Origin of the sequence: Nonomuraea sp. NPDC049637, from assembly GCF_040675235.1 — a bacterium.
Lineage (GTDB): Bacteria > Actinomycetota > Actinomycetes > Streptosporangiales > Streptosporangiaceae > Nonomuraea.
Genome location: NZ_JBFAOM010000042.1, coordinates 1 through 21,296 on the forward strand (window position 1 = coordinate 1; position 21,296 = coordinate 21,296).

Annotated in this window: 20 protein-coding genes; 16 read left to right on the forward strand and 4 right to left on the reverse strand. The window is 73.0% G+C overall.

Annotated features, from left to right (window positions below):
• Positions 1-133 precede the first annotated feature (133 nt).
• Positions 134-985 (reverse strand): glutamate ABC transporter substrate-binding protein, encoded by an 852-nt coding sequence (locus AB0J71_RS38640; RefSeq protein ID WP_364391053.1) that lies wholly within the window; start codon positions 983-985, stop codon positions 134-136.
• 25 nt (positions 986-1,010) lie between these two features.
• Positions 1,011-1,766 carry an amino acid ABC transporter ATP-binding protein gene (locus AB0J71_RS38645; RefSeq protein ID WP_352327726.1) on the reverse strand — a complete coding sequence of 252 codons (756 nt, stop codon included), beginning with the start codon at positions 1,764-1,766 and terminating at the stop codon, positions 1,011-1,013.
• A gap of 137 nt (positions 1,767-1,903) precedes the next feature.
• Here AB0J71_RS38645 and miaB point away from each other — a divergent pair, with 137 nt between their 5' ends.
• Positions 1,904-3,397, forward strand: coding sequence for a tRNA (N6-isopentenyl adenosine(37)-C2)-methylthiotransferase MiaB (gene miaB, locus AB0J71_RS38650; RefSeq protein WP_364419053.1), 1,494 nt, complete (start codon positions 1,904-1,906; stop codon positions 3,395-3,397).
• A 100-nt stretch (positions 3,398-3,497) separates the two neighbouring features.
• On the opposite strand, the gene AB0J71_RS38655 is transcribed toward miaB, so the two are convergent.
• Complete coding sequence (locus AB0J71_RS38655; protein ID WP_364419055.1) at positions 3,498-3,866, reverse strand: hypothetical protein; 369 nt, start codon at positions 3,864-3,866, stop codon at positions 3,498-3,500.
• A 409-nt stretch (positions 3,867-4,275) separates the two neighbouring features.
• On the opposite strand from AB0J71_RS38655, the gene AB0J71_RS38660 reads away from it, so the two are divergent.
• The 3 genes from AB0J71_RS38660 (at position 4,276) to AB0J71_RS38670 (ending at position 6,426) form a co-directional block, all read left to right on the forward strand.
• Positions 4,276-4,836: a hypothetical protein gene (locus AB0J71_RS38660; protein WP_364419057.1), complete on the forward strand. Its 561-nt coding sequence runs from the start codon at positions 4,276-4,278 to the stop codon at positions 4,834-4,836.
• A gap of 133 nt (positions 4,837-4,969) precedes the next feature.
• Positions 4,970-5,716, forward strand: coding sequence for an isocitrate lyase/phosphoenolpyruvate mutase family protein (locus AB0J71_RS38665; RefSeq protein ID WP_352327722.1), 747 nt, complete (start codon positions 4,970-4,972; stop codon positions 5,714-5,716).
• Positions 5,717-5,754: 38 nt separating this feature from the next.
• Positions 5,755-6,426 (forward strand): hypothetical protein, encoded by a 672-nt coding sequence (locus AB0J71_RS38670; protein ID WP_364419059.1) that lies wholly within the window; start codon positions 5,755-5,757, stop codon positions 6,424-6,426.
• A 51-nt stretch (positions 6,427-6,477) separates the two neighbouring features.
• Here the strand turns inward: AB0J71_RS38670 and AB0J71_RS38675 are convergent, their stop codons facing one another.
• Positions 6,478-7,383 (reverse strand): ribonuclease Z, encoded by a 906-nt coding sequence (locus AB0J71_RS38675; protein ID WP_352327720.1) that lies wholly within the window; start codon positions 7,381-7,383, stop codon positions 6,478-6,480.
• Here AB0J71_RS38675 and AB0J71_RS38680 point away from each other — a divergent pair.
• The 12 genes from AB0J71_RS38680 to AB0J71_RS38735 all read left to right on the forward strand — a co-directional run bounded on the left by AB0J71_RS38680 (position 7,382) and on the right by AB0J71_RS38735 (position 21,236).
• Positions 7,382-7,930 (forward strand): methylated-DNA--[protein]-cysteine S-methyltransferase, encoded by a 549-nt coding sequence (locus tag AB0J71_RS38680; RefSeq protein WP_352327719.1) that lies wholly within the window; start codon positions 7,382-7,384, stop codon positions 7,928-7,930. The two genes, AB0J71_RS38675 and AB0J71_RS38680, sit on opposite strands and share 2 nt — an antisense overlap.
• Before the next feature lie 40 nt (positions 7,931-7,970).
• Positions 7,971-8,876, forward strand: coding sequence for a tRNA (adenosine(37)-N6)-dimethylallyltransferase MiaA (gene miaA, locus AB0J71_RS38685; RefSeq protein ID WP_364419061.1), 906 nt, complete (start codon positions 7,971-7,973; stop codon positions 8,874-8,876).
• A gap of 9 nt (positions 8,877-8,885) precedes the next feature.
• Positions 8,886-9,698, forward strand: a complete 813-nt coding sequence (gene dapF, locus AB0J71_RS38690; protein WP_352327717.1) for a diaminopimelate epimerase — start codon at positions 8,886-8,888, stop codon at positions 9,696-9,698.
• Positions 9,699-9,750: 52 nt separating this feature from the next.
• The gene (locus tag AB0J71_RS38695; protein ID WP_352327716.1) at positions 9,751-10,506 is read left to right on the forward strand and encodes a hypothetical protein; all 756 of its coding nucleotides are present in this window, start codon (positions 9,751-9,753) and stop codon (positions 10,504-10,506) included.
• Positions 10,507-10,525: 19 nt separating this feature from the next.
• On the forward strand, positions 10,526-12,805 hold the full coding sequence (locus AB0J71_RS38700) for a tetratricopeptide repeat protein (protein ID WP_364391062.1): 2,280 nt from the start codon (positions 10,526-10,528) through the stop codon (positions 12,803-12,805).
• Between the two features lies 1 nt (position 12,806).
• Positions 12,807-13,565, forward strand: coding sequence for a glucose 1-dehydrogenase (locus AB0J71_RS38705; RefSeq protein WP_364419063.1), 759 nt, complete (start codon positions 12,807-12,809; stop codon positions 13,563-13,565).
• A 26-nt stretch (positions 13,566-13,591) separates the two neighbouring features.
• On the forward strand, positions 13,592-13,861 hold the full coding sequence (locus AB0J71_RS38710) for a hypothetical protein (protein ID WP_364419065.1): 270 nt from the start codon (positions 13,592-13,594) through the stop codon (positions 13,859-13,861).
• A 57-nt stretch (positions 13,862-13,918) separates the two neighbouring features.
• Positions 13,919-14,215 carry a GNAT family N-acetyltransferase gene (locus AB0J71_RS38715; protein WP_364419130.1) on the forward strand — a complete coding sequence of 99 codons (297 nt, stop codon included), beginning with the start codon at positions 13,919-13,921 and terminating at the stop codon, positions 14,213-14,215.
• A gap of 82 nt (positions 14,216-14,297) precedes the next feature.
• Entirely contained in the window at positions 14,298-16,691 is a 2,394-nt protein-coding gene (locus AB0J71_RS38720; protein ID WP_364419133.1) for an FAD-dependent oxidoreductase, read from the forward strand.
• Complete coding sequence (locus AB0J71_RS38725) at positions 16,688-17,890, forward strand: sarcosine oxidase subunit beta family protein (protein WP_352322763.1); 1,203 nt, start codon at positions 16,688-16,690, stop codon at positions 17,888-17,890. The genes AB0J71_RS38720 and AB0J71_RS38725 overlap by 4 nt, the downstream gene beginning before the upstream one ends.
• Positions 17,890-18,138, forward strand: coding sequence for a sarcosine oxidase subunit delta (locus AB0J71_RS38730; RefSeq protein WP_352322764.1), 249 nt, complete (start codon positions 17,890-17,892; stop codon positions 18,136-18,138). Before AB0J71_RS38725 ends, AB0J71_RS38730 begins: the two co-directional genes overlap by 1 nt.
• Entirely contained in the window at positions 18,135-21,236 is a 3,102-nt protein-coding gene (locus AB0J71_RS38735; RefSeq protein WP_364419067.1) for a 2Fe-2S iron-sulfur cluster-binding protein, read from the forward strand. The genes AB0J71_RS38730 and AB0J71_RS38735 overlap by 4 nt, the downstream gene beginning before the upstream one ends.
• Positions 21,237-21,296 lie beyond the last annotated feature (60 nt).

Sequence of the window (21,296 nt, forward strand, 5' to 3'; positions counted from 1 at the left end):
GCCAACGCGCGTCATCCTCTGCCCCCCCCCCCCCCCCCTGGCTTGGTGGGCCTTTTATTTTATTTTACCCCCACGGGCCCCCCCCCGCAGGGGGGGGGGGGGGCCGCCCCCCCCCCCCCCGCCTCTGGCGTGACTAGCTGCAACCCTCAGCCGGGGGCGCGGTCTCCGACAGCTTCAGGCCCTGGATGCCGCCGAACCACTTCTCCAGCAGCTGCTTCATGGTGCCGTTGTCCCAGATCTTCTTCACCGCGGTGTTGACGGCCTCACACGTCTTGGTGTCGCCCTTCTTCAGGCCGATGCCGTACTTCTCGTCGGTGAAGCCCTGGCCGAGCACCTTGAAGTTGCCGCCGGCCTGCTTGGCGAAGCCCGCCAGGATCAGGTCGTCGGTGGTGACGGCGTCGAGGTTGCTGCCCGACAGCTTCTGCACGCACTCGGAGTAGTTGGCCGCGTCGACGGTCGTGGCGTCGATGTCGAGCTTGCCGTCCGGGGGCGGGTCGGTGACGCGCTTGTAGGAGTTGGAGCCGGCCGCCTTGCAGATCTTCTTGCCCTTGAGGTCCTGCGGGGCGTTGATCGCGGCGTCGTCCTTGCGGACCATGATGTCCTGGTGCGCGATCACGTACGGGCCGCCGAAGGACACCTTGGCCTTGCGCTCCTCGGTGATGGAGTACGTGGCGAAGATGATGTCGACGGTGCCGTTCTGGAGGAAGGGCTCGCGGTTGGAGGAGGCCGACTCCTTCCACTCGATCTGGGCGTCCTTGCCGCCGTTCATCTCCTTCAGCACGGCCTTGGCGACGTCGACGTCGAAGCCCTCCGGCTCCGACCCCTTCTTCAAGCCCAGGCTCGGCTGGTCCCACTTGGTGCCCACCACGACCTTGCCGCCGTCCTGCACCTTCTCCAGGACGCTGGCGTAGGTCTTGTCACCGCCGCAGGCGGCCAGGGCGGCGAGCATGCCCACTCCCGTGACCACCGCTCCCAAACGACGCATGTGCATGTATACCTGCCTCAAAATCTCAGTGCGTGAGGATCTTCGAAAGGAAATCACGCGCGCGGTCGGTCTGCGCGTTGGTGAAGAACTCGTCGGGGGTGTTCTCCTCCACGATCTGTCCGTCCGCCATGAAGACCACCCGGTTGGCGGCCCGGCGGGCGAATCCCATCTCGTGCGTGACGACCATCATCGTCATGCCGTCGCGGGCCAGCCCGATCATCACGTCGAGCACCTCCTGGACCATCTCCGGGTCCAGGGCCGAGGTGGGCTCGTCGAAGAGGATCATCTTCGGGTCCATGGCCAGCGCACGAGCGATCGCGACCCGCTGCTGCTGGCCGCCGGAGAGCTGGGCCGGGTACTTGTCCGCCTGCGCGGCGATGCCCACCCGTTCCAGCAGCTCCATGGCCCGCGCGTCGGCCGCCCTGCGGTCCTTGCGGCGCACCTTGATCGGGCCGAGCGTGACGTTCTCGCGGATGGTCTTGTGCGCGAACAGGTTGAAGGACTGGAACACCATGCCGACCTCGGACCGCAGCCTGGCCAGCCCCCTGCCCTCCTCGGGCAGCACCTGGCCGTCGAACACGATCCTGCCGTCGTCGATCGTCTCCAGGCGGTTGATCGTCCGGCACAGCGTGGACTTCCCACCGCCCGAAGGGCCGATGACCACCAGAACCTCGCCACGAGAGACGGTCAAGTTGATGTCCTTCAGGACGTGCAACGCCCCGAAGCGCTTGTTGACGCCCTCCAACTGAACGAGTGGAGTGGCGTCGCCGTTCTCCGTCATGGACCAAAACGGTAGAGGTCATTAAGACGCTGGTCACTAACCAGGTGGTACCGATCCGGTCACATCGAGCCGTCAAGCTGGTGTTTTAGACGGGGGCGGCTGCCGCGAGCCGGACAACGACTACCCTTGAACCTGCCATGACTGTGACCCAGGAGAGCGCCCGCACGTACGAAGTGCGCACATACGGGTGCCAGATGAACGTGCACGACTCCGAGCGCCTTTCCGGCCTGCTGGAAGACGCCGGCTACGTGCCGGCCCCCGACGGCCAGACGGCCGACGTCGTCGTGTTCAACACGTGCGCCGTGCGGGAGAACGCCGACAACCGCCTCTACGGAAACCTCGGCCATCTGCGGCCGGCCAAGATGGACAACCCGCGCATGCAGATCGCGGTGGGCGGCTGCCTGGCCCAGAAGGACCAGGGCGACATCGTCCGCAAGGCGCCCTGGGTCGACGTCGTCTTCGGCACCCACAACATCGGCTCCCTGCCGGTGCTGCTGGAGCGGGCCCGGGTGGCCGGCGAGGCGCAGGTCGAGCTGAAGGAGTCGCTGGAGGTCTTCCCCTCCACGCTGCCCACCAAGCGCGAGTCGGCCTACGCGGCGTGGGTCGCGATCTCGGTCGGCTGCAACAACACCTGCACGTTCTGCATCGTGCCGTCGCTGCGCGGCAAGGAGAAGGACCGCCGTCCCGGCGACGTCCTGTCCGAGGTGCGCACGCTGGTCGGCCAGGGCGTCCTGGAGGTGACCCTGCTCGGCCAGAACGTCAACACCTACGGCGTCGAGTTCGGCGACCGGCTGGCCTTCGGCAAGCTGCTGCGCGCCTGCGGCGACGTCGAGGGCCTGGAGCGGGTGCGCTTCACCTCGCCCCACCCGGCCGCCTTCACCGACGACGTCATCGCCGCCATGGCCGAGACGCCCAACGTCATGCACCAGCTGCACATGCCGCTGCAGTCGGGCTCCGACCGCGTGCTGAAGGCCATGCGCCGCTCCTACCGGGCCGAGCGTTACCTGGGCATCATCGAGCGGGTGCGGGCCGCCATGCCCGACGCGGCCATCTCGACCGACATCATCGTCGGCTTCCCCGGCGAGACCGAGGACGACTTCCAGGCCACCCTCGACGTCGTCCGGCAGAGCCGCTTCGCCAACGCCTTCACCTTCCAGTACTCCATCCGTCCGGGCACCCCGGCGGCCACGATGGAGGACCAGATCCCGAAGGAGGTCGTCCAGGAGCGTTACGAGCGCCTGGTGGCCCTTCAGGAGGAGATCTCCTGGGAGGAGAACAAGAAGCAGGTCGGCCGCACGCTGGAGGTGCTGGTCGCCGAGGGCGAGGGCCGCAAGGACGACGCCACGCGCCGCCTGTCCGGCCGCGCCGCCGACAACCGGCTCGTGCACTTCGCGGTGGGCGAGGAGACCCCGAGGCCCGGTGACATGGTCACCGTCGAGGTCACCTACGCCGCCCCCCACCACCTGGTCGCCGACGGCGTGGTCCGGGCGGTGCGGCGCACGCGGGCCGGCGACGCCTGGGAGGCGCGCCAGGGCGCCCCGGCCAAGGGGCCCGGCGTGCTGCTCGGCATGCCGTCCGTCGGCCGCCCGGCGGCCCCCGCCCCGGCCGCCGGAGCCTGCTCGGCCCACTGAGCCGCCGCATCGTCACCGCGTTCCCGCACCCCGCCGCTCCTTCGGGACGGCGGGGTGTTCCGCGTGGGTCAGCGCCTGACGGCCGGGTGTTCCGCGTGGGTCAGCGCCTGAGGCGGTCGAGGAAGCTGTAGCACGGCTGCCGGCGGAAGTCGTCGAACGTGGCGCACGGGTCGGGCCCGCCGGGCCGTACGGAGGGAGGCGGCGGCGGGGGAGGCGCCTGACGGTCCGGTTCGGGCACGACCCGCTCCCTGGGCGGCGCCTGCGGGGACGCGTGCGGAGCCGGACGGCGTACGGCGGCCCGCCGGGACGGACGCGGCGGCGCCACCAGCGGCGGACGCGTGGGAAGCGCCCTCGGAGAGAGCGGCGACGACAGCTCGCCCTTCACCGGCCTGCCCTTGCCCGGAGGGAGCGAGGGCTCGCCCGGCTCCGGCTCCGGCTGCGTCGCCGTGGGCCGGTCGGGTGCCGGCACGGCCTCCATCCAGCCCGGCGACCATGGGCCGGGCGACCAGGGGCCCGCCGACGGGGTGGCCGGCGCCGGGGACGGCTCGGCCACCGGTGAGCCGGCGATCTGCGAAGGAAAATACGATCTTGGGATAAGCGGCGTTTCCTGATCGAATTCACGGCGGTTTTGCGGGCGCGATTCCGGAGAACTGGTGAATGCGAGGAAAATCCCGAGGCCGGCCGTGACGAGTACCCCGGCCGCTCCCACCGCGGCGCCCAGCCGGGGACGGCCACCTGGGCAAACAGATCTTTGGGGGGACAAGTCGTGATTCCTTTGTGATTGGTGTGCGAGCATTCCGCTGTTGCGGCTAGTGTGGTCCATCACCCGCGGAAGCCGGCGAGCTTTCCCCGATACGACCGCAGGGAGCTGCACCACCATGCATGATCCGACCGAGCCGGATCGTCAGGAGATCCTCTCCGGGCCGGGCCCGTCCCCGAGGCCCCCCGGCAAGAGCAGGAAGACCGCCGTCATCGCCGCGTTCGCCCTCGTCGGCGTGCTGGCCGCGGGCGGCGCCGGCTACCTGCTGGCGGCCAAGCCCGGCCAGAGCGCCCAGCAGGAGCAGGGCTCCGGCCGCCCGTCCCCGGCCACGAGCGCCGGCGACGAGGTGTTCGAGGCCGACGAGGACGCCACCATGGGCGACGCCACCACCGACGCCCCCACCGACGCCCCCACCGACGCCCCCACCGCCACCGACGACGGCCTGCCCGCCGACGGTTCCGACGACTCCGCCATGGGCGACGCCGTCACGGACACGGGCGGCGGCCCCGACCCCGCCGACAAGGGATCGACCGGTTCCGACCGCGCCGGCGACACGACCCGGACGGGCACCGGCAAGAAGCCCGGCACGCCCACCATGGCCCCGCAGCCGGAGGGCGACCTTCCCGCCGACGGCCCCGCGGGTGAGCTGAGCGGCCAGTGCGCCAAGAACGGCTGCTGAGCCACCGCCTGAGCCACCGCCTGTGAGCCACCGCCTGAGACATCGCCTGTGAGCCACCGCCCCCAAGTGGTTCGCCCTTTCCGGCCGGTAATGGATCTGCTGGAGAGCCGGCCGTCCTCGTAGGGTGCCGGGCATGACGACTGACAGAGCGGCCACGTTGCGACGGCTGCACGTGCCCGGCAGCCCGCTGATCCTGCCCAACGTCTGGGACGCCGCCTCGGCGCGCGCGGTCCAGGAGGCTGGGTTCCCGGTGGTGGCCACCGGCAGCGCGGCCGTCTCCCGCGTGCTGGGGTACGCCGACGGCGAGAGCACGCCGGTCGGCGAGATGATGGCCGCCGTCGCCCGCATCGCCAGGGCCGTGGACGTGCCCGTGACCGCCGACGTCGAACGCGGTTACGGGCTCGCGCCGGGCGAGCTGGCCGAGCGGCTGGCCGAGGCGGGGGCGGTGGGCTGCAACGTGGAGGACTCCGACCCGCGTACCGGCGAGCTGGTCGACGCAGGGGCGCAGGCGGACTTCCTGGCCGGGATGCGGGCGGCCGCGGGCGACGCCCTGGTGATCAACGCGCGGGTCGACACCTACGTGCGGGGCGTGCGCGACCGGGCGGCGGCGGTGTCGCGCGCGCGGCGCTACCTGGAGGCGGGGGCCGACTGCGTGTACCCGATCACGCTGGAGGACGAGGGCGAGATCGCGGCCCTCGTCGCCGAGGTGGGCGGGCCGGTGAACATCCTGTTCCGGCCGAAGGCGCCGTCGTACGCGCGGCTGGCGGAGCTGGGGGTGGCCAGGATCAGCTTCGGCGGCGGCCTCCACCAGGCGGCCCACGCCTACACCCAGGGCCTGCTCGCCGCCGTCGCCCAAGGCCGCGACCCCTACACGACCTGACCGCCGGGTCGTGGCGGGTGGCGCGTACGCTTGCGCTCGTGCTTGTCGCCGCGGCCGTCTGCCCGCAAACCCCGCTGATCGTGACCGGGCTGCCCGAGCTGCGCGCGGCCTGTCGCACCGCGGTCGCCGCGCTCCGGGCCGCCCGTCCTGACGTGCTGGTCGTGGTGGGCGGCGCGGAGACGACCCGCTCCTACGACGGCGCCGCCGCGGGCACCCTGCGGCCCTGGGGCTTCGACGTCACGGTGGGCGAGGGCGTGCCCGTGCTGCCGCTGTCCCTGACCGTCGGCCGCCGGCTCCTGAACGACCCCGAACAGCCCCCCACGGCCGACGCCGACGGGGTTGCCGCGCAGGCGGTCGCCTTCGCCGCCACTCCGGCCGAGTGCCGGGCGATCGGCGCCGGGCTGGCCGCACTCGGACGGGTCGCGCTGCTGGTCATGGCCGACGGCTCGGCCTGCCTGACCCCGCGGGCCCCCGGCCGGTACGACGAGGCGGCGCAGGCGTACGACGACCTGATCGCCGAGGCGGTCGGCACGGCCGACGCGGCGGCGCTGGCCGCGCTCGACCCCGTCGAGGCAGACCGGCTCTGGGTGACCGGCCGCGCGGCCCTCCAGGTGCTGGCCGGCGCCGCCGAGGGCACGCCGCTGACGGGCACGCTGCTCATGCGGTCCTCGCCCTACGGCGTCGGCTACTTCACGGGCGTGTGGAGCTGACGAGACGGCATCGGAAGGCGCGTCAACCTGAGGCCGGCATCGGAAGGCGCGTCAGGCCAGAGGGCGGCGGCGGGGGACCGGGATGCGCATCAGGTCGCGGGCCGTGATCACTTCGCCGTCGAAGCTCCGCCGTACCTCCGCCACGAACGACGGCTCCTCGGCGAACCCGTACCGCTCCGAGAAGTGCGTGAGCACCAACCTGCGCACGCCCGCGTCGGCCGCCACCACGCCCGCCTCGAACGCCGTCAGGTGCCCGTACTCCTTGGCCAGCGCGCCCTCGGCGGACAGGAACGTCGACTCGATCACCAGCAGGTCGGCCCCGGAGGCCAGCTCGAACACGGCGTCGCACAGGCGGGTGTCCATGACGAACGCGGCGCTCTGCCCCGGCCGGGGCTCGCTGCACTCGGCGAGCGTGACGCCCCGGACCGAGCCGGTGCGCTGGAGCTCGCCGACCTCCGGGCCGCGGATGCCGTGGCGGGCCAGCCGGTCGGGAAGCATGCGGCGGCCGGGCGGCTCCTGGATGCGGTAGCCGTACGACTCGACGGGGTGGGACAGGCGGCGGGCGATCAGCGGCCCCACCCCGGCCAGCGCGCCGGAGACCGGATGCTCCTCGATCACCTTCGTGTCGGCGAACGCGGCCGCGTGCCGCAGCCTGCGCCAGTACGTCTCGCCGGCGGCGGGGAAGACCGCGCGCACCGGATGGCGCACCCGGTCGCGGGCGATGCGCTGCACGACCCCGGGCACGCCCAGGCAGTGGTCGCCGTGGAAGTGGGTCACGCACAGCCAGTGGACGTCGTTCGCGCTCAGCCCGGCGTGCAGCATCTGGCGCTGCGTGCCCTCGCCGGGGTCGAAAAGATAGCCTTGCCCGTCCCAGCGCAGAAAATACCCGTTGTGGTTACGGTGTCGGGTGGGCACCGCGCTGGAGGTGCCCAGCACCACGAGTTCACGTGAGGACATGATGACCACGCAGCCCACGCAGTCCGCGCTGTCCACGCTGTCCACGGTCGCGTTCGCCGAGGTGCCGACGCCGGTCGGCCCGTTCGTCGTGGCCGTCACCGAGCGGGGGCTGGTCGCCTCGGGATGGGGGTCGCCCGCCGGACTGGCGGACCGGCTCGGCCTGGCTGAGGTTCATGATGCGGATCGTACGGCCTGCGCCGTCGCCGAGCTGAACGCTTATTTCGCCGGCGAGCTGCGCACGTTCAGCATCCCCGTGGACTGGCGGCTGATGACGGGCTCCCGGCTGCAGGTGCTCCAGGCCCTGCACCGCGTCCCGTACGGCACCGCCGTCACCTACGGCGAGCTGGCCCGGCGCGCCGGGTCGAGCGTGCCGGCCCGCGGCATCGGCTCGATCATGGGCTCCAACCCGATCCCCATCTTCGTGCCCTGCCACCGGGTGGTCGCGGGCAACGGGCTGGGCGGGTTCAGCGGCGGCGTGGGGGTGGAGACCAAGCGCTGGCTGCTGACCCACGAGGGATACCTCCAGCAGACGCTCCTCGACCTGTAGGTGGTCCGTCCACACCCGGACAGTTGACACACTGGTCGGTGTGCGCCAGCAGCCAGTCATCGCCGTCGTGGGCCCCACGGCGGCCGGGAAGTCCGATCTCGCCGTCGATCTCGCGCTCCGGCTCGGGGGCGAGTGCGTCAACGCCGACTCCATGCAGCTCTACCGCGGCATGGACATCGGCACGGCCAAGCTCACCCCCGCCGAGCAGCGCGGCGTCCCCCACCATCTGCTGGACATCTGGGACGTCACGGTCACGGCCAGCGTCGCCGAGTACCAGCGGCTGGCCAGGGACCTGTTCGCGAAGATCGACGTCCCGGTGCTGGTGGGCGGCAGCGGCCTCTACGTCCGGGCGGCCCTCGACGACCTGGAGTTCCCCGGCACCGACCCGGTGATCCGGGCCCGGCTGGAGGAGGAGCTGGCCGAGCGCGGCCCGGCCCCCCTGTACGAGCGGCTGCGCGAGCTCGACCCGGCCGCCGCCGAGGCGATCCTGCCGAGCAACGGCCGCCGCATCGTGCGCGCCCTGGAGGTGATCGAGCACTCCGGCCGGCCGTTCTCGGCCACCATGCCGTCCTACGACGCCGTCTACCCCAGCGTGCAGCTCGGCCTGGAGGTGCCGCGGCCCGAGCTCGACGAGCGCATCGAGCTGCGGGTCGAGCGCATGTGGGCGGCGGGCCTGGTCGAGGAGGTCCGCGCGCTGCTCGGGCAGGGCCTGGCCGAGGGACGCACGGCGGGCCGCGCGCTCGGCTACGCCCAGGTCATCCGGTTCCTGGAGGGCGAATGGACCGAGGAGCAGGCGTTCGCCGAGACGGTCAGGGCCACCAGGCGCTTCGCCCGCCGCCAGGAGTCGTGGTTCCGCCGCGACCCGCGGGTGCGCTGGCTCCCGTACGACGCCCCCGACCTGCTTGAACGATCCCTGGCGCACATCGCCGACCCGGGTGCGGCATAAACTCAGGCAATGCGGTTTCTCAAGGGGCACGGCACCGAGAACGATTTCGTCATCCTGCCCGATCCCGACGACGGCGTGGAAGTGACGGCCGCGCTCGTGGCCAAGATCTGTGACCGGCGGGCCGGGATCGGCGCCGACGGCGTGCTCCGGGTCGCCAGGACCAAGCAGCACGCCGAGGTGGCCGAGCAGGCCGCGGTGGCCGACTGGTTCATGGACTATCGCAACGCCGACGGCAGCGTCGCGGAGATGTGCGGCAACGGCGTCCGCGTCTTCGCCCGCTACCTGGTGGACGCGGGGCTGGTGGAGGGCACGGAGTTCTGCCTGGCCACCAGGGGCGGCCCGCGCCGGGTCCGGGTCGAGCCCAACGGCGACATCACGGTGGACATGGGCAAGCCGGCGGTGCTGGGCGAGAGCGTGGCGGGCGTCGGCGGCCACGAGTACTCCGGCCTCCACGTCGACATGGGCAACCCCCACCTGGCCTGCGCGATCGGCGACCCGGTCGTCCAGCTCGACCTCAGCCACCAGCCCGGCTTCGACACCGGGGTGTTCCCGGCGGGCGTCAACATCGAGCTGTTCAACCCGGTCGGCGTCAGCCGCGTGGTGATGCGGGTCTACGAGCGCGGCTCGGGCGAGACGCGCTCCTGCGGCACCGGCGCCGTGGCGACCGCCGTGGCCGCCGCGCACATGTCCGGCGACACCACCGGCACCTGGACCGTCGAGGTCACCGGCGGCTCGCTGACCGTCATCCTCGACGAGGACACGAGCTACCTGTCCGGCCCGGCGGTGATCCTGGCGAGCGGCGAGCTGATGCTTGCAGAATGATGTTCTCCTGAGGGATTCTGGGTCCACTTTCCGAACCGAGGAGGGGTTGAGGATGGCGGACCCGCGTACCACGGCGGTCCAGGTCAAGGCGCCGATCGGCCAGTACGGCGGCGGCTTCATGGTCTCGCGCGAGGCCAAGGCCGTCTGCGAGGAGCACGGGCTCGGCCCGCGCGAGCTGTACTTCCGCGGGCGCTGCGGGGTGCTCGGCGAGTGCCACGCCGACGTCGTCACCTCGGTGGCGGTTTTCTTCCCTGCCGCCCACGTCGAGGAGAGCTGGAACGGCGGCAGGAAGATGCCCGTCGAGCAGGCCGTCGAGCTCTACACCGAGGCGTGCAGGCAGTGGGGCCGGCGCAAGCTGGGCGGTTACGACGGCTGCGCCCGCATCGCCGAGCTGCTCGAACCGGTCGTCGCGCAGGCCTCGCCGGTGGGCGCGCCGCTGTTCGCCGGCTGGCGGGCGGTGCCGCTGCCGGACGACCCGCCCGCGCGCGCCGTCCAGCTCATGCACGTCCTGCGCGAGCTGCGCGGGGGCCTGCACGCCGACGCCGTGCTCGCGGCCGGCCTGCACCCCCTGGAGGCCACGCTCGCCGCCGTCCACGACACCACCCCCTTCGGCTACGCCGACGGCGTGACGATCGCCAGGTTCTTCACCTGGCCCGAGCCCTACGCCACCCCCGGCCCCGACGTCGTGGCGCGGCGGGCCCAGGTCGAGGAGACCACCGACGACCTGATGGCCCCGGTCTTCTCGGTCCTGCGCGACAACGAATCGGACGAGCTGATCGAGCTTCTGCGTTTTGGGCACGCTCGTTGACCTGGCAGACTGACTGCCCATGGACGTGGACATCTGGGCCTGGGTCGGCGAAACCCAGCAGCAGCTTTCCGAGGCGGGCAACGTTGGCCTCGCCATGGCGCTGGGAGACCTTCCCGCACAGGCCTACGAGGGCCGGTATCCGCAGCTCGACGTGATGGCCCCGGCCATCGCCCAGCAGGCCGAGACGCTGGAGCTGCCCTGGCTGGAGTTCTACGCCCGCTACTGGCACCTCATGGGCCGCATCGGCGACCGGGCTCAGGGCGCGGTGGCCATCGACGACGCACGGCAGCTGCTCACGTTCGCCCAGCGCGAAGACGTGCGCGACTGCCCGGCCACCCCGGCCGCCGTCGAGGCGATGGCCATCGTGTGGGCCAACACCGACGGCCCCGGCTACGCCGGCGACCGCCTGGAGACGGTGGGCGCCTTCCTGGAGGGCATGAGCCCGGAGCGGCCCGCCTTCAGCGGGCTGGCCACCCAGTACGTCGCGGCGCTCGTCGACGCGGGCAAGGCCGGTGAGGCCGTCGCCTACGCCGAGTCCGCGGTCGAGCGGCTGCGCACGGCCGGTCGCGCGGCGAGCTGGGAGCTCGGCGCCGAGGGCGCCCGCGCCCTGCTGGCCGCCGGCCGGGCCGACGACGCGCTGGCCGCCCTGCAGGCCGCCGCCGACCTCGCCCCCGACGACCCGCCCGCCAAGGCCCATCGCGAGGGCGTGCGCCGCGCGCTCATCCTGGCCGAGCTCGGCCGCACGGCCGAGGCCGTCGACGCGCTGCCCGACCTCGACGTGGTCGGTGAGCACCCGCGCGTCTTCGTCGAGTGGTCGCGCGCGGTCGCCAAGCTGGCCGGGTCCTCCCAGATCACCAACACCTGGCAGCTCGGCCGGGTGCTGCGCCAGTGGATCGACTACTTCGGCATGATGGGCGGCTACCGCGCCCGCGTCGAGCTCGCGCTGGTCGCGGGCGACCTGGCCGTCGCCAGGAGCGGCGTGTGGCAGGCCCGGCTGCTGGCCGACCTGGCCGAGTCCGGCGCGGCGGAGCTGCGCGGCGAGACCGGCGACCTGACCGAGCGCGTCGCCGCGCTGCGGGCCGCCGCCGACGCCGCCGCCGAGCCCGCGGCCCCCGGGCCGCTGGCCGAGCGGGTCGGCCTGTTCGACGCCGCCGACGGCTTCAACGCCGACCCCGAGAAGTGGGTGGGCTGGCTCGCGCCGCTGTCCGGCGAGGACCTGGAGGCCACCCGCCGCCACACCACCACGCTCGGCTTCCTCGGCTTCCCCGCGGCGGGCGCCGACATCTACTGGAAGCTGCTGGTCGACTCCGGCGACATCGCCTCGGCCGACCCCGACGACGTGGCCTACCTGACCACCCTGCTCATCGAGGCCCGCCAGGACGAGCGGCTGGAGCAGATGGCCGCGCTGCTGCCGCACGCCGCCCAGTACCTCGCGCTGGCCAGGCTCCACAGCGCCCGCGAGCGCTGGCCGGAGACGCTCGACGCCGCCGAGCACGCCGTCGCGGCCGGGGCCGGCATCGAGGCCAGGCGCCTGCTGTCCGGCGCCGCCCAGCAGCTCGACCACAACGACAGGGCCGCCGGCGTGCTGGCGGAGGTGCTCGACGAGCTGACCGACGAGGACACCTGGCGCATGGTCGTCATGGCCACCTCGGCGGAAGACTGGGACACCGTGCGCAAGGGCGCGGCCAAGATCGGCATGCCGATCAAGTCCAAGCAGGGCCCGATCGAGGAGGAGATGGGCCTGATCCGGCTCATCCTCCCGGCGCCCGACGGCGGCCAGCGCCAGGTGTTGTCCATCCGCACCGGTCCGGCCACCGCCCGGCTGGCGCTGCCGCAGCCGCGCGGCATGGACTACAACGCCGGCGACCTGGTCGTGTTCGACCCGCAGCTGCTGGAGCCCGTCCCGGAAGACCCGCAGGAGCAGCAGAACTTCGTGCCGCCGTTCGCGGCCGTGCGCATCCTGCGTCCCGGCGGTTACACCAGCTACTTCTTCGACGGCGCCGCGCCGAGCGAGGAGGACTGGGCGGAGTTCACCGAGGTCATGGCCGAGCGCGGCTGGCCGATGTGGGTCTACAGCGACGAGAACTACACCGTCACCCACCCGACCAGCGGCGAGTCGCTGCCGGGCGTGTTCGGCTGGGTCGCGGTGCCGCCGGACGTGTCGGCCGCCGAGGTCGACGCCCTGCTCGACGACGCCACCGAGCGCTGGGTGCACCCGCTGGCCTGGCTCGACCTGGCCCGCGAGATCGACGTCGAGGTCGAGCGGCACGAGCGCATCGTCAAGGAATACGGGCTCTGACGTGCTGGAGCGCTTCAGCCTCGACGGCAAGGTCGCCATCGTCACGGGCGCGTCGTCGGGGCTGGGCGTGGCCTTCGCCCGCGGGCTGGCCGAGGCGGGCGCCGACGTCGTGATCGGCGCCCGGCGCGCGGACCGGCTGGCGGAGACCGGTCGCCTGGTCGAGGAGGCCGGGCGCCGCTGTCTTGCGGTCCCGACCGACGTGGCGGTGCCGGAGGAGTGCGACGCGCTGGTGGCCGCGGCCGTGGCCGAGTTCGGCGCGGTCGACGTGCTGATCAACAACGCGGGCGTCGGCACCGCCGTGCCCGCGCTGCGCGAGCGGCCCGAGGAGTTCCGCCGGGTGGTGGAGATCAACCTGCACGGCACGTATTGGATGGCGCAGGCGTGCGCGCGGGTGATGCGGCCGGGCTCGTCGATCGTGAACATCGGCAGCATCCTCGGCGCGACCACCGCCGGGCTGCCGCAGGCCGCCTACAGCGCCTCGAAGGCGGCCGTGGCCGGGCTCACCCGCGACCTGGCCCAGCAGTGGACGGCCCGGCGCGGCATCCGGGTCAACTGCCTGGAGCCGGGGTTCTTCGCCTCGGAGATGACCGAGCAGTATCCGCCCGGCTACCTGGAACGCATGCTGGAGCTGCGGGTGCCGATGAAGCGGCCCGGCGACCCGGCCGAGCTGGTGGCGGCGGCGGTCTTCCTGGCCTCCGACGCCTCGTCGTACGTCACCGGTGTCACGCTGCCCGTGGACGGCGGCATCCTGATCACCTAGACGGTTCTTCTAGTACGTTGTCGGGAATGACCGCCCCCTTCGTACGTTCCTACCGTCCGGCCGATCTGGCCGCCGTCTACGACATCTGCGTGCGCACCGCCGACGCCGGTGGCGACGCCCGCGGCCAGTACGCCTCCGACCTGCTCATGGGCGACATCTTCGCCGTCCCCTACGTGACCCTGGAGCCCGAGCACGCCCACGTCGTGGACGACGGCACCGGCCAGGCCGTCGGCTACGTCGTGGGCACCGCGGACACGGCGGCGTTCGTCCGCCGCTACCGCGAGGAGTGGATGTAGGCGTCCGCGGCCCGCTGCCCCCTTCCCGCCGACCCGCCGGTCACCGCGGACGACGTGATGCTCGCCCTGCACCACCGGCCCGAGCGCATGCTGATCCCCGAGCTGGCCGGCCACCCCGCCCACCTGCACATCGACCTGCTGCCCGACTGGCAGGGCAAGGGCTGGGGACGCCGGCTCATGAGCGCCCTGGTCGACGGCCTGCGCGCCGCCGGGGTGCCGCGGCTGCACCTGGGGATGGTCAGCACGAACGCGCCCGCGCGGGCCTTCTACGACCGCCTCGGCTTCGTGGAGCTGGCGGTGGCCGACGCCGGCCCGGTGACGTACCTGGGACGGGACACCTCGCTGCTCGGCTAGCTCTTGTCCGCGGGGATCCAGGGCCTTATGTTCGTTGCGTAGTCCGGTGCGTGTTGCGTATTAAGGAACAACCGGAGGCGTGATGGGTCGGCCGCGCGTGGTGATCATCGGAGCCGGGATCGTGGGGTGCGCGGTGGCCGACGAGCTCACCGAACGCGGCTGGAACGACGTCACCGTGGTGGAGCAGGGCCCGCTCTTCGCCGCCGGCGGCTCCAGCTCGCACGCCCCCGGCCTGGTCTTCCAGACGAACCCGTCCAAGACCATGACCGAGTTCGCCGCCTACACCGTGCGCAAGTACAGCGCGCTCGGCGCGCACTGCTTCCGGCAGGTCGGCGGGCTGGAGGTGGCCACCACCCCCGAGCGCTGGACCGACCTGCACCGCAAGCTCGGCTGGGCGCAGTCGTGGGGCGTCGAGGGCCGCCTGCTGGACGCCGCGCAGTGCGCCGAGCTGTGGCCGATGCTGGACCGCGGCCGGGTGCTGGGCGGCTTCCACGTGCCGAGCGACGGCCTGGCCGCCGCCGTGGCCTGCGGCGAGACGCAGGCGGCGCGGGCCACCGAACGGGGAGCGCGCTTCCTCGGCGGGCACACCGTGACCGGCGTCGAGCGCAAGGGCGGCCGGGTCACCGGCGTGTCCTGCCTGGCCGCGGGGGAGTACCGGACGATCCCGGCCGACGTGGTCGTCTGCGCGGCCGGATTCTGGGGCCCGTCGATCGGCGAGATGGCCGGGCTGACCGTGCCGCTGCTGCCGCTGGCCCACCAGTACGCGAAGTCCGGCCCCCTGCCCCCGCAGCCCGAGGGCCCCATCCTGCGCCACCAGGACCGCGACCTGTACGCCCGGCAGCACGGCGACCGCATCGGCATCGGCTCCTACGCCCACCGCCCCATGCCGGTCGCCCAGCACGAGATCGGCCCCAAGGGCACCACCATGCCCTCGGTCCAGGCGTTCACCGAGGAGGACTTCGAACCCGCCTGGCGCGACGCCGCCGAGCTGCTGCCCGCCCTGGCCGGCTCCAAGTACGAGGACGGCATCAACGGCGTCTTCTCCTTCACCGCCGACGGCTTCCCGCTGATCGGCGAGGCGCCGCACCTGGACGGGTTCTGGCTGGCCGAGGCCGTCTGGGTGACGCACTCGGCCGGGGTGGCCAGGGCGGTCGCCGAGCTGCTGGTGACCGGCCGGTCGCAGGTGGACCTGCACGAGTGCGAACTGGCCAGGTTCGAGCAGGCGCAGCTGTCGCCCGCCTACGTCGAGGAGCGCGGCAGGCAGAACTTCGTCGAGGTCTACGACGTCATCCACCCGTTGCAGCCCATGGAGTCGCCGCGGCCGATGCGGACCAGCCCGTTCTACCCGCGCCAGGTGGAGCTGGGCGGGTACTTCCTGGAGTCGGCCGGATGGGAGCGGCCGCACTGGTTCGAGGCGAACGAGCCGCTGCTCGCGGGCCTCGAAGAGCCGCGGATCGGCGCCGACCGGCGGGACGCGTGGGCCGGCCGCCACTGGTCGCCCGTCGCCGCCGCCGAGGCGTGGGCCACCCGCGAGCGGGTCGCGCTCTACGACATGACCTCGCTCAAGCGCATCGAGGTCAGCGGCCCGGGCGCGGCGGCCTTCCTCCAGCACATGACCACCAACAACGTGGACAAGAAGCCCGGCACGGTCACCTACACCCTGCTGCTGGACGCCGGCGGCGGCATCCGCTCCGACCTCACGGCCGCGCGGCTGGCCGAGGACAGGTTCCAGCTCGGCGCGAACGGCAACCTCGACCTCGACTGGCTGACCCGGCACGCCCCCCGCGGGGTGCACATCAGGGACATCACGCCCGGCACCTGCTGCGTCGGCGTGTGGGGGCCGCAGGCCAGGGAGCTGGTGCAGGGGCTCACGGACATGGACCTGTCCAACGACGGCTTCCGCTACTTCACCTGCCGCTCCGGGTACGTCGGGCAGGTCCCGGTGCTCGCGATGCGCGTCTCGTACGTCGGCGAGCTGGGCTGGGAGCTCTACACCGGCGCCGACATGGGGCTCAAGCTGTGGGACACGCTGCGGGCCACCGGGATGCCCGTCGCGGGCGGGCGGGCCGCGTTCAACAGCCTCCGGCTGGAGAAGGGGTACCGGCTCTGGGGCGTGGACATGACCACCGAGCACGACCCGTACGAGGCCGGGCTGGGGTTCGCGGTCAAGCGGGACAAGGACTTCTACGGCCGCGACGCGCTGCGCGCCGAGCCGTCCCGCAGGCTCGTGCCGCTGCTCAGCGCCGAGGTGGTGATGGGCAAGGAACCGGTCCGGCACGACGGCCGCGTCGCCGGGTACGTCACCAGCGCCGCGTACGGGCACACCATCGGCCGTCCGATCGCCTACGCCTGGCTGCCGGCCGAGCTGGCCGGACCGGGGACGCGGGTGGACATCTCCTACTTCGGCCGCCGCGTGCCCGCGGAGGTCGCCGCCGAGCCGCTGTTCGACCCCCGGATGGAGAAGATCAGACGTTGACCCACCCCGGCTTCCTCTGGCGCAACCCCGATCCGCGCCCCTCCTACGACGTGGTCGTCGTGGGCGGCGGCGGGCACGGCCTGGCCACCGCCTACTACCTGGCCAGGAACCACGGCCTGACGAACGTCGCCGTCCTGGAGAAGGGCTGGCTGGCCGGCGGCAACATGGCCCGCAACACCACCATCATCCGCTCCAACTACCTGTGGGACGAGAGCGCCGCACTCTACGAGCACTCGCTGAAGCTGTGGGAGGGCCTGAGCGCGGAACTGGACTACGACCTGCAGTTCAGCCAGCGCGGCGTGCTCAACCTGGCGCACAACCTGCACGACGTGCGCGAGGGCAGGCGGCGGGTCAACGCCAACCGGCTCAACGGCGTGGACGCCGAATGGCTGGACGCCGACGAGGTCAGGAAGTTCTGCCCCGTCGTCAACGTCTCCGACCGGGCCCGCTACCCCGTCCTGGGGGCCACGTTGCAGCGGCGCGGCGGCATCGCCAAGCACGACCACGTCGCCTGGGCGCTGGCCCGCCGGGCCGACGCGTACGGCGTCGACCTGATCCAGGGCTGCGAGGTGACCGGGTTCGAGATCACCGGCAACCGGGTGACCGGCGTGCGCACCTCGCGCGGGCCCATCGCGGCCGGCACGGTCGCGCTCGCCTCGGCCGGGCACACCTCGGTCCTGGCCGAGCGGGCCGGCGTCCGGCTGCCGTTGCAGTCGCACCCGCTGCAGGCGCTGGTGTCGGAGCTGCTGGAGCCGGTGCTGGACTGCGTCGTCATGTCCAACGCCGTCCACGTGTACGTCAGCCAGGCGCACAAGGGCGAGCTGGTCATGGGGGCGGGCATCGACGCGTACAACTCCTACGGGCAGCGCGGCGGGTGCCACGTGATCGAGGCGCAGATGGCGGCGGCCCTGGAGCTGTTCCCGCTGTTCAGCCGGGTCCGCGTGCTGCGGACCTGGGCCGGGATCGTGGACGTCTCGCCGGACGCCTCCCCGATCATCGGCGCCACCCCCGTGGACGGCCTCTACGTCAACGCCGGGTGGGGCACCGGCGGCTTCAAGGCGACCCCCGGCTCCGGCTGGGTGTACGCCGACACGATCGCCAACGGCCGCCCGCACCCGCTCGCCGAGCCGTTCGCGCTGGAGCGGTTCACCACGGGCGCGCTCATCGACGAGCACGGCGCGGCGGCGGTGGCCCACTGATGCTGCTCCTCGACTGCCCCCACTGCGGCCCCCGCGACGAGACCGAGTTCCACTACGGCGGCCAGGCCGGGATCGCCTATCCGCAGGCCCCCGGCGAGCTGTCCGACCAGGAGTGGGCCGCCTACGTCTTCCTGCGCGACAACCCCAAGGGCTGGTTCGGCGAACGCTGGTTCCACACGCACGGCTGCCGGACCTGGTTCACCGTCGAACGGCACACGGTCACGCACGAGATCAGGAAGGCGCCATGAGGTTCACCTTCGACGGCCGTCCCCTCCAGGGGGAGCCGGGCGACACGCTGGCCGCCGCGCTGCTGCGCAACGGGGTGCGGGTGGTGGGCCGGGGCGTGGAGTCCGGCCGCCCGCGCGGCGTCTTCTCGGCCGGTCCCGAGGAGCCGAACGCCCTGGTCCGCGTCGGCGCCGACCCGATGCTGGCGGCCACGACCGTGGAGCTGTACGACGGGCTGGCGGCGTGGAGCCTGCGCGGCAAGGGCCGGGTGGACCTCGACGCGGCCGACGACCGGCGCTGCGACAAGGCGTACCTGCACTGCGACGTGCTGGTGGTCGGCGGCGGCCCGGCCGGGCTCGCGGCGGCCGCCGCGGCGCGCGCGGCCCGGGTGATCCTGCTCGACGACCAGCCCCGCCTCGGCGGCGACCTGCTGAACAGCCGGGTGCTGCTCGACGGCGCGCCCGCGCTCGACTGGGTGGACTCGCTCGACCTGTCCGGCGTGCGGGTGCTGACCAGGACCACGGCCGTCGGCTACCACGACCACAACTACGTGGTGGCCGTCGAGCGGCGGGCGCGCGGCGAGCGGCTGTGGCACATCAGGGCCCGCCGGGTGATCCTGGCGACCGGCGCCCACGAGCGTTCGCTCGCCTTCCCCGGCAACGACCGGCCCGGCGTCATGCTGGCCTCGGCCGCCCGCGCCTACGTCAACCGGTACGGCGTGCTCCCCGGCCGCCGGGCAGTCGTCCTCGCCTGCGCGGACTCCGGCTACGAGGCCGCCGCGGACCTGCGCGCGGCCGGCGTGGAGATCGCCGCGATCGTCGATCCGCGCCCCGAGGGGCTCACCCCCGGCGCCCTGGCCGGGCAGGTGATCACCGGCACCACGGCCGGCGCGGACGGCGTGCTGACCGGCGTGCGGGTGGGGGAGCGGCACATCGAGGCCGACCTGCTGGCCGTGGCGGGCGGCTGGAACCCCGCCGTGCACCTGTTCAGCCAGTCGCAGGGGCGGGTGTGCTTCGACGAGGGGTTGCAGGCGTTCGTGCCGGGCGTCTCGGCGCAGGCCGAATGCTCCGCCGGCGCCTGCCGCGGCCGGTACGGCACCCGCGAGGCCATCGCCGACGGCCACGCCGCCGGCCGGGAGGCCGCCGGGTCCGCCGCCCGCGAGCTCCGCGTGCCCGACTGCGACGAACGGCCCTCGCGGCCACCCGCCGCGCTGTGGCTGGTCGAGGGGGACGGCGACGAGCCCGCCTTCGCCGACCTGCACCGGGACGTGACCGTGGCCGACCTGGCCAGGGCGACCGGCGCCGGGATGCGCTCGGTCGAGCACGTCAAGCGCTACACCACCGCGGGCACCGGCGCCGACCAGGGCAAGACGTCGGGCACGGTCGTCGTGGGCGTGATGTCGGCGCTGCTCGGGACCGCGCCGGGCCAGGTGGGCACGACCACGTTCCGGCCGCCGTACACGCCGGTGTCGTTCGCGACGCTGGCCGGGCGCGACCGGGGCGCGCTCTCCGACCCGGTCAGGACCACCTCCATGCACGCCGCGCACGTCGCGGCGGGCGCCGTGTTCGAGGACGTCGGCCAGTGGAAACGCCCCCGCTACTTCCCGCTGGACGGCGAGACCATGCAGGCCGCCGTGGCGCGCGAATGCCGGGCCGCCCGCACCTCGGTCGCCGCCATGGACGCCTCCACCCTGGGCAAGATCGACATCCGGGGCGCGGACGCGGGCGAATTCCTGGACCGGATCTACACCAACATGTACTCCACGCTCGCCGTCGGCGCCTGCCGCTACGGGCTCATGTGCCGGGCCGACGGCATGGTGTTCGACGACGGCACCACGACCAGGCTCGCCGCCGACCACTACCTGACGACCACGACCACCGGCAACGCCGCCGCGGTGCTCGACTGGCTGGAGGAGTGGCGGCAGACCGAGTGGCCGCGGCTCGACGTCTCCTTCACCTCGGTGACCGACCACTGGGCGACGGTCGCCGTGGCCGGCCCCAAGGCGCGGCGGGTGATCGCCGCCGTCACGCCCGGCGCGCTCGGCCTGCCCTTCATGCGGTACGTGGAGACGGACGTGCTCGGCGTGCCCGGCCGGGTGTTCCGGATCAGCTTCTCCGGCGAGCTGGCCTACGAGGTCAACGTGCCCTGGCCGTACGGCAGGGCGTTGTGGGAGGCGGTGCTGGAGCTGGGCGCGGTGCCGTACGGGACCGAGGCGATGCACGTGCTGCGGGCCGAGAAGGGGTTCGCCATCGTCGGCCAGGAGACCGACGGCACGGTCACGCCGCAGGACCTCGGCATGTCGTGGATCGTCTCCCCGCGCAAGCCGGACTTCGTGGGCAAACGCTCGCACGCCCGCCCCGACACCGCCCGCGAGGGCCGCAAACGCCTGGTCGGCCTGCTCGCCGAGGACCCGGCGGCGCCGATCGAGGAGGGCGCCCAGCTGGTCAGGGGCGGGCCGGGCGCGCCCATGCTGGGGCACGTCACCTCCGGCTACGTCAGTGCGGCGCTCGGCCGGACGTTCGGGCTGGCCATGGTCAGGGACGTCGTGCCGGGGGACCGGCTCACGGCGGTGTCGGGCGCGGCGGCCACCGGCGTGACGGTCGTCGACCCGGTCCTGTACGACCCGGACAACGCCCGCCGCGACGGCGACCCTCTGGAGGAGGACGCGCCCGCGGCGCTCGAAGGCGTTCCGGCGCGGGAGAGCCCGGCGGCGGCGTTCGCCGGGCGGTTCGCGGCGGCGAGCGGGCCCGCGGTGCGGCTGCGCGAGCTGCCGTTCGAGCCGATGTGGGAGGTCAGGGGCGCCGATCCCGGCGTGGGCCTGCGGCTCGGCCCGTCGTGGTGGCTGGTGACCGGGGACGCCGCGCCGGGGCCCGGCTGGGTGGACGTCTCGGGACAGCGGACGATCCTGGAGCTGTCCGGGCCGGGGGCGGACGACGTCCTGATCACCGGCTGTCCCGTGGACCTGCACCCCGACGTGTTCCCCGGGCACGCGCAGACGCTGCTGGGCAGGGCCGCGGTGATCCTGGAACGGCGGGCGCCCGGCGAGTACCGGATCCACGTCAGGTCGTCGTTCACCACCTACCTGGCAGAGTGGCTCTTGGACGCTGTTTTAGCGTTATAAGACCATTTAGGGGTACTTGCTATACCTAGACTTTACGAAAACCGAAGTCTGGGGGATCAC

What these genes read in the sequence shown, in the direction of transcription:
- AB0J71_RS38640 (WP_364391053.1), bottom strand. Translation starts at nt 985, where the DNA reads ATGCGTCGTTTGGGAGCGGTGGTCACGGGAGTGGGCATGCTCGCCGCC.
- AB0J71_RS38735 (WP_364419067.1), top strand. Translation starts at nt 18,135, where the DNA reads ATGAGGTTCACCTTCGACGGCCGTCCCCTCCAGGGGGAGCCGGGCGAC.
- dapF (WP_352327717.1), top strand. Translation starts at nt 8,886, where the DNA reads ATGCGGTTTCTCAAGGGGCACGGCACCGAGAACGATTTCGTCATCCTG.
- AB0J71_RS38710 (WP_364419065.1), top strand. Translation starts at nt 13,592, where the DNA reads ATGACCGCCCCCTTCGTACGTTCCTACCGTCCGGCCGATCTGGCCGCC.
- AB0J71_RS38720 (WP_364419133.1), top strand. Translation starts at nt 14,298, where the DNA reads ATGGGTCGGCCGCGCGTGGTGATCATCGGAGCCGGGATCGTGGGGTGC.
- AB0J71_RS38680 (WP_352327719.1), top strand. Translation starts at nt 7,382, where the DNA reads ATGATGACCACGCAGCCCACGCAGTCCGCGCTGTCCACGCTGTCCACG.
- AB0J71_RS38695 (WP_352327716.1), top strand. Translation starts at nt 9,751, where the DNA reads ATGGCGGACCCGCGTACCACGGCGGTCCAGGTCAAGGCGCCGATCGGC.
- AB0J71_RS38665 (WP_352327722.1), top strand. Translation starts at nt 4,970, where the DNA reads ATGACGACTGACAGAGCGGCCACGTTGCGACGGCTGCACGTGCCCGGC.
- AB0J71_RS38730 (WP_352322764.1), top strand. Translation starts at nt 17,890, where the DNA reads ATGCTGCTCCTCGACTGCCCCCACTGCGGCCCCCGCGACGAGACCGAG.
- AB0J71_RS38660 (WP_364419057.1), top strand. Translation starts at nt 4,276, where the DNA reads ATGCATGATCCGACCGAGCCGGATCGTCAGGAGATCCTCTCCGGGCCG.
- AB0J71_RS38700 (WP_364391062.1), top strand. Translation starts at nt 10,526, where the DNA reads ATGGACGTGGACATCTGGGCCTGGGTCGGCGAAACCCAGCAGCAGCTT.
- AB0J71_RS38675 (WP_352327720.1), bottom strand. Translation starts at nt 7,383, where the DNA reads ATGTCCTCACGTGAACTCGTGGTGCTGGGCACCTCCAGCGCGGTGCCC.
- miaB (WP_364419053.1), top strand. Translation starts at nt 1,904, where the DNA reads ATGACTGTGACCCAGGAGAGCGCCCGCACGTACGAAGTGCGCACATAC.
- AB0J71_RS38715 (WP_364419130.1), top strand. Translation starts at nt 13,919, where the DNA reads ATGCTCGCCCTGCACCACCGGCCCGAGCGCATGCTGATCCCCGAGCTG.
- AB0J71_RS38645 (WP_352327726.1), bottom strand. Translation starts at nt 1,766, where the DNA reads ATGACGGAGAACGGCGACGCCACTCCACTCGTTCAGTTGGAGGGCGTC.